Raw genomic sequence first — 8,879 nt, forward strand, 5'->3', positions numbered from 1 at the left:
CTGCCCTGCCCTGCCCTGCCCTGCCCTGCCCTGCCCTGCCCTGCCCTGCCCTGCCCTGCCCTCCGCGCGGGCTAGCCGTCCGCGCGGGCCGTGGCCAGCAGCTCCTCGGCATGAGCGCGGGCCGTCTCGGAATCCTCCTGGCCCGCCAGCATCCGGGACAGCTCCCGGACCCGGTCCTCGCCCTCCAGCACGGTGACACCGCTGCGGGTCACCGAACCGTCCACGGTCTTCTCCACCAGCAACTGCCGGTCGGCGAACGCCGCCACCTGCGGCAGGTGCGTCACCACCACCACCTGCGCGGACCGCGCGAGCTTCGCCAGCCGCCTGCCGACCTCGACGGCCGCCTTGCCTCCGACGCCCGCGTCGACCTCGTCGAAGAGATAGGTCGGTACGGGGTCGGAGCCCGCGAAGACGACCTCCACGGCCAGCATCACGCGCGACAGTTCGCCGCCGGACGCGCCCTTGGCGATCGGCCGGGGCTGGGCCCCGGGGTGCGGAGCCAGGAGCAGTTCGACCTCGTCCGCTCCGGACGGGCCGTACGCGACGCTCCGCCCGCCGACGTCGATGCCGGACTCCTCGTCGGGGGCCTCGGTCTGCCGGATGGCGAAGGAGACCCGGGCGTGCGGCATGGCCAGCGAGGCCAGCTCGCCCGTGACCGCCTCGGCGAACCGGGCCGCCGCCTCCGTACGGGCGTCGGTCAGGGCCTGCCCGAGGCCGGAGAGCTCGGCCCGCAGCGCGTCGCGCTCGGCGGTCAGTTCGCCGATCCGCTCGTCGTCGCCCTCCAGCTCGGTGAGCCGGCCCGCGCCCTCCTGGGCCCAGGCGAGCACGGCGTCGATGTCCTCACCGTACTTGCGGATGAGCCCGGTCAGGGCTGCCCGCCGCTCCTCCACGGCGGCCAGCCGCAGCGGATCGGCGTCCAGTTGGTCGGCGTACCCGGCCAGTTCGCCGGCCACGTCGGCGAGCAGGATGGAGATCTCCCCGATCCGGTCGGCCAGCGCCGCCAGCGCCGGGTCGTGCGCCCGGACCGCGTCCAGGGACTGCCCGGCGGCGGCGACCACGGTCGTCGCGTCGACGCCCTCCGGGTCCTCCGGATCGCCCGCCAGCGCGGTGTGCGCCAGAGCGGCGGCGGAGGCCAGGGCCTCCGCGTGACCGAGCCGCTCCGCCTCGGCCGCCAGCTCGGCGTCCTCCCCGGGCAACGGCTCGACCGCCGCGACCTCGTTCAGGCCGAACCGCAGCAGATCCGCTTCCTGAGCCCGCTCCCGGGCCCGGGTGGTCAGCTCCTCCAGCTCTGCGGCGACGGCCCGCAGCCGCCGGTAGGCCGTCGCGTACGCCGCGTGCGGGACCGCCACACCCCCACCGGCGTACCGGTCGAGCGCCTGCCGCTGCCGTGCGGGCTTCAGCAGCCCCTGCTGATCGGTCTGGCCGTGCACCGCGACCAGGTCGTCGGCGAGTTCGGTGAGCACGCCGACGGGCACGGATCTGCCGCCGAGATGGGCCCGCGAACGACCCTCCGCCGACACCGTCCGGCTGATGAGCAGCGCACCGTCCTCGATCTCCGCACCGGCCTCCTCGGCCCGCAGAGCCGCCGCGTCGCCCTCGGACACCGTGATCCGCCCCTCGACCACCGCGGCCTTCGCACCGACCCGCACCAGCGCGGGATCGGCGCGTCCGCCGAGCAGCAGCCCGAGGCTCGTGACGACCATGGTCTTGCCCGCGCCGGTCTCACCCGTCACCGCGGTGAAACCGGGTGACAGCTCCACCACCGCGTCGTCGATGACTCCGAGCGACCGTATCCGCATCTCCTCCAACACGGACATGACCTTACGAGGTCGCGGGCCGGGTGCGCGACGGACCCCGGTCCGGGATTCACTCTCCCGAGCGTCCCCGGGGCGGCGCGGAGCGCACGGCGGGGACGCCCGGGGCGGTCAGTGGGGCGCGCCGCGCCAGCCCGCGACGGGCAGCGCGAACTTCGCCACCAGCCGGTCCGTGAACGACGCCTGGTGCAACCGCGCCAGCCGTACGGGGACGGCCCCGCGCCGCACCTCGACCCGCGCGCCCGCCGGCAGCTCCACCGTCCGCCGCCCGTCGCACCACAGCACCCCGTGCGGGGTGTGCGGCTGGACCTCGACGGCGAGAACGGACCTCGGCGAGGTCACCAGCGGCTTCGCGAACAGGGCGTGCGCGCTGATCGGGACCATCAGCAGCGCCTCGACCTCCGGCCACACCACGGGCCCGCCCGCCGAGAAGGCGTACGCCGTCGAACCGGTCGGGGTCGCGCAGACGATCCCGTCGCAGCCGAACCCGGTCACCGGGCGGCCGTCGATCTCCAGCACGACCTCCAGCATCCGCTCGGGCGACACCTTCTGCACGGCCGCCTCGTTCAGCGCCCAGTCGGTGTGCACGACGGTGCCGTTGCTGTGCACGAGGACGTCGATCGTCATGCGTTCCTCGACCTCGTAGTCGCGGGTGACGACCCGGGCCACCACCTTGTCGAGGTCGTCCCGCTCGGCCTCCGCGAGGAAGCCGACGCGTCCGAGGTTGACGCCCAGCATCGGAACTCCGGAGGCGCGGGAGAACTCCGCGCCGCGCAGCAGCGTGCCGTCACCGCCGAGGACGATCAGCAGCTCGCAGCCGTCGACGGCGGCCGGAGTGGTGTCCGTGACCCGCTCCACGGCCTCCGGCACCGGCAGGTCGGCCGCTTCGGTGGCCAGCACCCGCACGCCGAGCCCGTTGCGCAGGAGTCCCTGCACCACGAGTTCCGCGCTGCGGATCGCGGCCGGCCGGCCGGTGTGCGCCAGGAGAAAGACAGTTCGTGCCGCATTCGTCGTCAACGGGGCCCCTCCGCCACTGCACGGTCGACATCCGCGGGGTCCAGCTCAGGTGCGCCGGCCCGCAGCCACAGAAAGTACTCGACGTTCCCCGACGGGCCGGGCAGCGGACTGGCCGTCACCCCCCGTACGCCCAGGCCCAGTCCCCAGGCCCGGCGCGCCACCTCGCGCACCGCCTCCGCGCGCAGCTCCGGGCTGCGCACCACGCCGCCGCTGCCCAGCCGCTCCTTGCCTACCTCGAACTGCGGTTTCACCATCAGGACGAGGTCCGCGCCGGGCGCCGCGCACCGCGCGAGCGCCGGCAGCACCAGTCCCAGCGGGATGAACGAGAGGTCGCCCACCACCAGGTCGACCGCCTGACCGTCCAGCACCTCCAACGTCAGTTCCCGTACGTTGGTGCGGTCCTTGACGGTGACGCGGTCGTCCGACTGGAGCGACCAGGCGAGCTGCCCGTAGCCGACGTCGACGGCCACCACGTGTCCCGCCCCGGCCCTCAGCAGCACGTCGGTGAACCCCCCGGTCGACGCTCCGGCGTCCAGCGCCCGCCGCCCCCGGACCTCCAGACCGAGGGGGCCGAAGGCGGCCAGCGCTCCGGCCAGTTTGTGGCCGCCGCGCGAGACGTACTCGGGGTCGCTGTCGTCCTTGGTGACGACGACCGCGGCGCTGGTCTCGACCTGCGTGGCCGGTTTGGTCGCGGTGGCGCCGCCGACGGTCACCCGCCCCGCGGCGATCAGCGTGCTCGCGTGCTCACGCGAGCGGGCGAGCTTGCGGCGTACCAGCTCGGCGTCGAGGCGGCGACGTGCCACTCCTGCCACGTTCGGTTCAGCTCCTGTGGTCGTGCGACGGGGTGGGTACGGGCCCGGGTGCGGCGGCCGGACGGGCGTCCAGCGAGGTCAGCGCATCGCGCAGCCCGCGGTGTACATCCTCGTACACCTCGATGTGCCCGTCGGCGGTGAGGTGGTCGGCGTCGGCCAGCCGCTCCAGCCGGGCGTCCACCTCGGCGTGGCCGGTGGCGGTGCGCACGACGCCCAGCGGAGCCGGTTCGGCGGGCGCGAAGGCGGACGGCTCCGCCGGAGGGTCCGGTTCCCCGGGCGGTTCCACGGGCGGTTCCACGGGCGGCGTCCCCGGCTGCGGCATCCAGTCGCTCATGCGGAAACGCTACCGCGACGGGCCGGTGTACCGTCGAGCGCGATGGCGACCATGCAGGAGTGCCGCGGCGCACTCGACAGACTTTCCGACAACCTCGCGACGGCCCGGGGCGACGTGCGCGGCGCCGCCGCGCTCGACCGCTCGCTGAGCTGTCACATCGAGGACCTGGACATCACGTTCACGGGCCGGCTGGCGGACGGCCGGATCCTGGTGCGGGACACCGTCGAGGGCCCCCCGCGCGCGAAGGCCGAGATCAGGCTCGCCATGACGAGCGACGACCTGGTCTCGCTGGTGGACGGCCGGCTGAACTTCGCGAAGGCGTGGGGGTCGGGCCGCGTACGCCTGGAGGCGGGGTTCCGGGACCTGCTGAAGCTGCGGTCGCTGCTGTAGCGCGGGCCGGCGGCCGACGCGCCCCCGGCGGGGCGACGACCTGGGGTCAGAGGGCCCCGGCGGCGGTGCCCGCGCCCGCCCCGGCAGCCGCCCTGCGGGCCTGCCGGGCGGCCGGGACGACCAGCGGCGTACCCGTCTGCGGGTCGTCGATGACCTGGCACCGCAGGCCGAACACCCGCTCCACCAGATCCGCGTCGACGATCTCGCCCGGCGCGCCCTCCGCGACCACCTTCCCGTCGCGCATCGCGATGAGGTGCGTGGCGTAGCGCGCGGCGTGGTTGAGGTCGTGGAGCACGGCCACGAGCGTGCGCCCCCGCGCCTCGTGGAGTTCGGCGCACAGGTCGAGCACGTCGATCTGGTGCTGGATGTCGAGGTAGGTCGTCGGTTCGTCGAGCAGCAGCAACGGCGTCTGCTGGGCGAGCGCCATCGCGATCCACACCCGCTGGCGCTGGCCGCCGGACAGCTCGTCGACCGGGCGTCGCGCCAGCTCGGCCACCCCGGTCGACTCCATCGCCTCCAGGACCACCTGTTCGTCCTGCGGCGACCATTGGCGCAGCAGTCCCTGGTGGGGGTAGCGCCCGCGCGCGACGAGGTTCGCGACGGTGATGCCGTCGGGGGCCGTGGAGGACTGCGGCAGCAGACCGAGCGTCCGCGCGACCTGCTTCGCGGGGAGCCGGTGGATGGTCTGCCCGTCCAGCAGCACCTGGCCGCCGCTCGGTTTCAGCATGCGGGCGAGGGCGCGCAACAGGGTCGACTTGCCACAGGCGTTGGGGCCGACGATCACGGTGAAGGAGTGGTCGGGTATCTCGACCGAGAGGTTCTCGGTGATGATCCGCTGGTCGTAGCCGAGGGTCACCGATTCCGCGGTGAGGCGCTGCATGGGGGAACTCCCGGAGTCGGTGGGCACGAGCGGCGCCAAAGCCGGGCGGACCACCGACCGGGCGCGAACTTAGGCTAGCCTATCCTCCACCCCGGGACCGGGCCGCGAGTCCTCCTCGGGCCGTGCCCGCCGGTCCTCCCGGGGCCGTGCCCGCCGGTCCTCCCGAGGCCGTGCCCGCCGGCCGCTACAGCCCGAGCTTCGCGACCGCCTTCGACGCGTCCAGCCCGCACGCACCCTCGCCCGCCGAGGTCCACGCGGCCCCGCAGAGCGCCCTCAGGGCGTCGAGCGCGTCTCCGCCGCCCTCCAGCACCAGTTCGCCCCCGCGCGCCACCGCCGTCCAGCCGCCGCACCGGAACGCCTCGCCGTCCGCCGTCACCTCCGGCTGACCGGTCAGCAGCCCGCGCAGGTCCCGGTCCACGTACGTCGGCCGGTGCCGCGGCGGCGCGGCGAGGAGCCGCACCGCGTCGGTCACGCCGGTGAGCACGAGCAGCGAGTCGACCCCGCCGTTGAACGCGCCCTCGATGTCCGTGTCCAGCCGGTCGCCGACGACGAGGGGCCGCTCGGCCCCGGTGCGCAGCACGGTCTCGCGGTGCATCGGCGGCAGCGGCTTCCCGGCGACCTGCGGCTCCGCGCCGGTGGCGATCCGTACGACCTCCACGGCGGCCCCGTTGCCCGGCGCGATGCCCCGGGCGCTCGGAATGGTCAGGTCGGTGTTGGACGCGTACCACGGCAGCCCGCGCGCGACGGCGTAGCTCGCCTCGGCGAACCGGCTCCACGCCAGGTCCGGCCCGCCGTACCCCTGGACGACCGCGACCGGATCGTCGTCCGCCGACTCGACGGGCACCAGGCCCCGTTCCCGCAGCGCGACCCGCAGCCCCTCGCCGCCGACGACCAGGACCCTTGCCCCCGAAGGGAGTTGATCGGCCATCAGTCGGGCCACGGCCTGCGCCGAGGTGATCACGTCGGCGGCCTCGGCCGGCACGCCGAGTTCGGTGAGGTGTTCCGCGACCGCGTCCGGGGTGCGCAGGGCGTTGTTGGTGACGTACGCGAGGTGCATGCCGTCGCGGGCGGCGGTCAGCGACTCGACCGCGTGGACGATCGCCCGCCCGCCCGCGTACACGACCCCGTCCAGGTCGAGCAGCGCCGTGTCGTACGCCTCGTTCAGCGGCGCGCTGCTGCCCGACGGCCGTGACCGGTCGCGTTGTTCCTGCGGGCTCATAGGACTCCGTTCGTCTTTCATGCTTCTGCCCCCGATCATCCCGCATGCCCCGTGCACACATACGATGCCCAGATGAACTCTTCAGGTCCCGCCGAGCAGGGTCTGCGGCTGATCCCGTTCCGCGGACTGCGTTACGTCCCCGAGCGGGTCGGCAGCCTCGCCGCGGTGACCTCGCCCCCGTACGACGTCGTCGTCCGGCCCGACGGGCTGCACCACCTGGAATCCGCGGATCCGCACAACATCGTGCGCCTCATCCTGCCCCAGGCCGAAACCGCCGCGGCCCGCCACCGGCAGGCGGCCGAGACCCTGGACCGCTGGCTGGCCGAAGGGGTCATCGCCCCGGATCCCGAACCGGCGCTGTACGTCTACGAGCAGCGCGGCGAGACGGTTCTGCAGCGCGGGCTGATCGGCGCGCTCGCCCTCTCCCCGGCCGGGGACGGGATCGTGCTGCCGCACGAGGACGTCATGGACGACGTCGTGGCGGATCGCGCCGAGCTGATGCGCACGACCCGGGCCCACCTGGAACCGCTGCTGCTGACGTACCGGGGCGACGACGGACCGACGGGCGCCGGGGCCGTGGTGGAGCGTACGACGCGGCGTCCGCCGCTCCTGGCGACGACCACGGAGGACGGGTTCCGGCACCGCCTGTGGGCGGTCACCGACCCGGCCGAGCGGGACGAGATCGGGGCGGATCTCTCCCGGCGGCAGGCGCTGATCGCCGACGGCCACCACCGCTGGGCGACCTATCTGCGGCTCCAGCGGGAACACTCCGCCCCGGGACCGTGGGACCACGGCCTGGTCCTGCTCGTCGACACCGCGCGCTATCCGCTCCAGGTGCGCGCGATCCACCGGCTGCTGCGCGGCCTGCCGGTCCCGCGCGCCCTCGCCGCTCTCGGCGACGGCCTGTTCCGCGTACGCGAGGTCGCGGGCCCGCTCCCCGAGGCCCTGGGGGCCCTGGCGAAGGCGGCGGCGCGGAGCAACGCGTTCCTGCTCGCGGGCGACGGGCGGTTCCACCTGGTCGACAGGCCGGATCCGGAGCTGCTGGCCCGCGCGATCCGGGCGGACCGCCCGGCGGCCTGGCGCACCTTGGACGCGACGGTGCTCCACTCGGCGCTGCTCGACGACGTGTGGCGGATCCCCGACGACCCGGCGCACATCGGCTACATCCACGACGCGGCGGCGGCCGTGGAGCAGGCCGAACGCCTCGGCGCCACGGCGGTACTGATGCATCCGGTACGGGAAGAGGTCGTCCGGGACCTGGCCCGACAGGGCGTCACGATGCCCCGCAAGTCGACGTCCTTCGGCCCCAAACCGGCCACGGGCCTGGTCATGCGCAGTCTGACGACGGACTGACGGCGACGACGACGGACGGGGCGACAGAGGGGGACGACGGACGGGGACGGCGAAGGGGCGGCACTCACTCGGAGTGCCGCCCCTTCGCCGTCGTCAACGGTCAGACCTTGGTGGAACCGTCCGCGGGGCCGTCCTCGTCATCCGCGTCCTGTGCGTCGTCCGCCTCGCGGATGACGGGCTCGTCGGCCTCGTCGTCGCTGAGGGCGTCGACGAACTCCACTCCGTCCAGCTCGGCCAGGCGGTCCGACGCGTCGGTCGAACCGTCCTTGTCGGCCTCCAGGGCCTTGCCGAACCACTCCCGCGCCTCGTCCTCACGCCCGGCTTCCAGCAACGCGTCCGCGTACGCGTACCGCAGGCGGGGCGTCCACGGCTGAATCGAGTGGGAGGCCAGCTCGGGGCTCTGGAGGGTGACGATGGCGGCGTCGATCTGCCCCATGTCCCGCCGTGCTCCGGCGGCCACCAGCCGCATCTCGACCTGTCCGGCCTTGTCCAGCCTCTGCACCTCGGGCTCGCCGGCCATCGCCATCGCCCGCTCCGGACGGCCGAGACCGCGCTCGCAGTCGGCCATGACGGGCCACAGGTCCACGGAGCCGGTCATCCGCCGAGCAGCCCGGAACTCCGCGAGCGCCTCCGCGTACTTCTGCGTGGCGTAGGCCGCGAACCCGGCCGCCTCACGCACGGCGGCCACGCGGGAAGCCAGCCGAAGGGCGATACGGGCGTACGCGTACGCCTCCTCGGGGTCCTCGTCGATGAGCCGGGCGACCATGACGAGGTTGCGCGCGACATCCTCGGCGAGGGTCTTCGGCAGGCTCATGAGCTCCTGTCGAACGTCCTTGTCGATCTCGTCGCCGGTGACGTCGTCAGGGATCGGAAGCCGTTTGATCGGCTCGCGGTCCCGGTCACGGTCGTCCCGCCCACGGAAGCCGCCTCGGTCGCGGTCGTCGCGCTGGCCGCCACGGTAGCCACCACGGTCCCGGTCGCGGTCGTCGCGGCGGAAGCCGCCGCCGGAGCCGCCGCCCCGGTTGTCGTCGCGGCGGAAGCCGCCGCCGCTGGGGCGGTC

9 protein-coding genes are annotated in these 8,879 nt (G+C 74.3%); 2 read left to right on the top strand and 7 right to left on the bottom strand.

Annotated features, from left to right (window positions below; translation table 11 throughout):
* Positions 1-71 precede the first annotated feature (71 nt).
* The 4 genes from recN to EES43_RS05045 all read right to left on the bottom strand — a co-directional run bounded on the left by recN (position 72) and on the right by EES43_RS05045 (position 3,977).
* Positions 72-1,817, bottom strand: coding sequence for a DNA repair protein RecN (gene recN / locus EES43_RS05030; protein ID WP_124267566.1), 1,746 nt, complete (start codon positions 1,815-1,817; stop codon positions 72-74).
* A gap of 108 nt (positions 1,818-1,925) precedes the next feature.
* Positions 1,926-2,831: an NAD kinase gene (locus EES43_RS05035; RefSeq protein ID WP_124267567.1), complete on the bottom strand. Its 906-nt coding sequence runs from the start codon at positions 2,829-2,831 to the stop codon at positions 1,926-1,928.
* Positions 2,828-3,643: a TlyA family RNA methyltransferase gene (locus EES43_RS05040; RefSeq protein WP_124267568.1), complete on the bottom strand. Its 816-nt coding sequence runs from the start codon at positions 3,641-3,643 to the stop codon at positions 2,828-2,830. The genes EES43_RS05035 and EES43_RS05040 overlap by 4 nt, the downstream gene beginning before the upstream one ends.
* Positions 3,644-3,650: 7 nt before the next feature.
* Positions 3,651-3,977 (bottom strand): hypothetical protein, encoded by a 327-nt coding sequence (locus EES43_RS05045; protein WP_124267569.1) that lies wholly within the window; start codon positions 3,975-3,977, stop codon positions 3,651-3,653.
* A 42-nt stretch (positions 3,978-4,019) separates the two neighbouring features.
* Between EES43_RS05045 and EES43_RS05050 the strand changes: the two genes are divergently transcribed.
* Positions 4,020-4,367, top strand: coding sequence for an SCP2 sterol-binding domain-containing protein (locus EES43_RS05050; protein WP_124267570.1), 348 nt, complete (start codon positions 4,020-4,022; stop codon positions 4,365-4,367).
* A 46-nt stretch (positions 4,368-4,413) separates the two neighbouring features.
* On the opposite strand, the gene EES43_RS05055 is transcribed toward EES43_RS05050, so the two are convergent.
* Both EES43_RS05055 and EES43_RS05060 read right to left on the bottom strand, forming a co-directional pair.
* A complete protein-coding gene (locus tag EES43_RS05055; protein ID WP_124267571.1) occupies positions 4,414-5,247 on the bottom strand; it encodes an ABC transporter ATP-binding protein in 834 nt (277 codons plus the stop codon).
* Between the two features lie 184 nt (positions 5,248-5,431).
* A complete protein-coding gene (locus tag EES43_RS05060; protein ID WP_124267572.1) occupies positions 5,432-6,466 on the bottom strand; it encodes an HAD-IIA family hydrolase in 1,035 nt (344 codons plus the stop codon).
* Between the two features lie 72 nt (positions 6,467-6,538).
* Between EES43_RS05060 and EES43_RS05065 the strand changes: the two genes are divergently transcribed.
* On the top strand, positions 6,539-7,819 hold the full coding sequence (locus EES43_RS05065; RefSeq protein ID WP_124267573.1) for a DUF1015 family protein: 1,281 nt from the start codon (positions 6,539-6,541) through the stop codon (positions 7,817-7,819).
* Between the two features lie 100 nt (positions 7,820-7,919).
* On the opposite strand, the gene EES43_RS05070 is transcribed toward EES43_RS05065, so the two are convergent.
* The gene (locus EES43_RS05070; RefSeq protein ID WP_124267574.1) at positions 7,920-8,633 is read right to left on the bottom strand and encodes a tetratricopeptide repeat protein; all 714 of its coding nucleotides are present in this window, start codon (positions 8,631-8,633) and stop codon (positions 7,920-7,922) included.
* Between the last annotated feature and the right edge of the window lie 246 nt (positions 8,634-8,879).

Source organism: Streptomyces sp. ADI96-02, from assembly GCF_003846185.1.
In the GTDB taxonomy this organism is placed as follows: domain Bacteria; phylum Actinomycetota; class Actinomycetes; order Streptomycetales; family Streptomycetaceae; genus Streptomyces.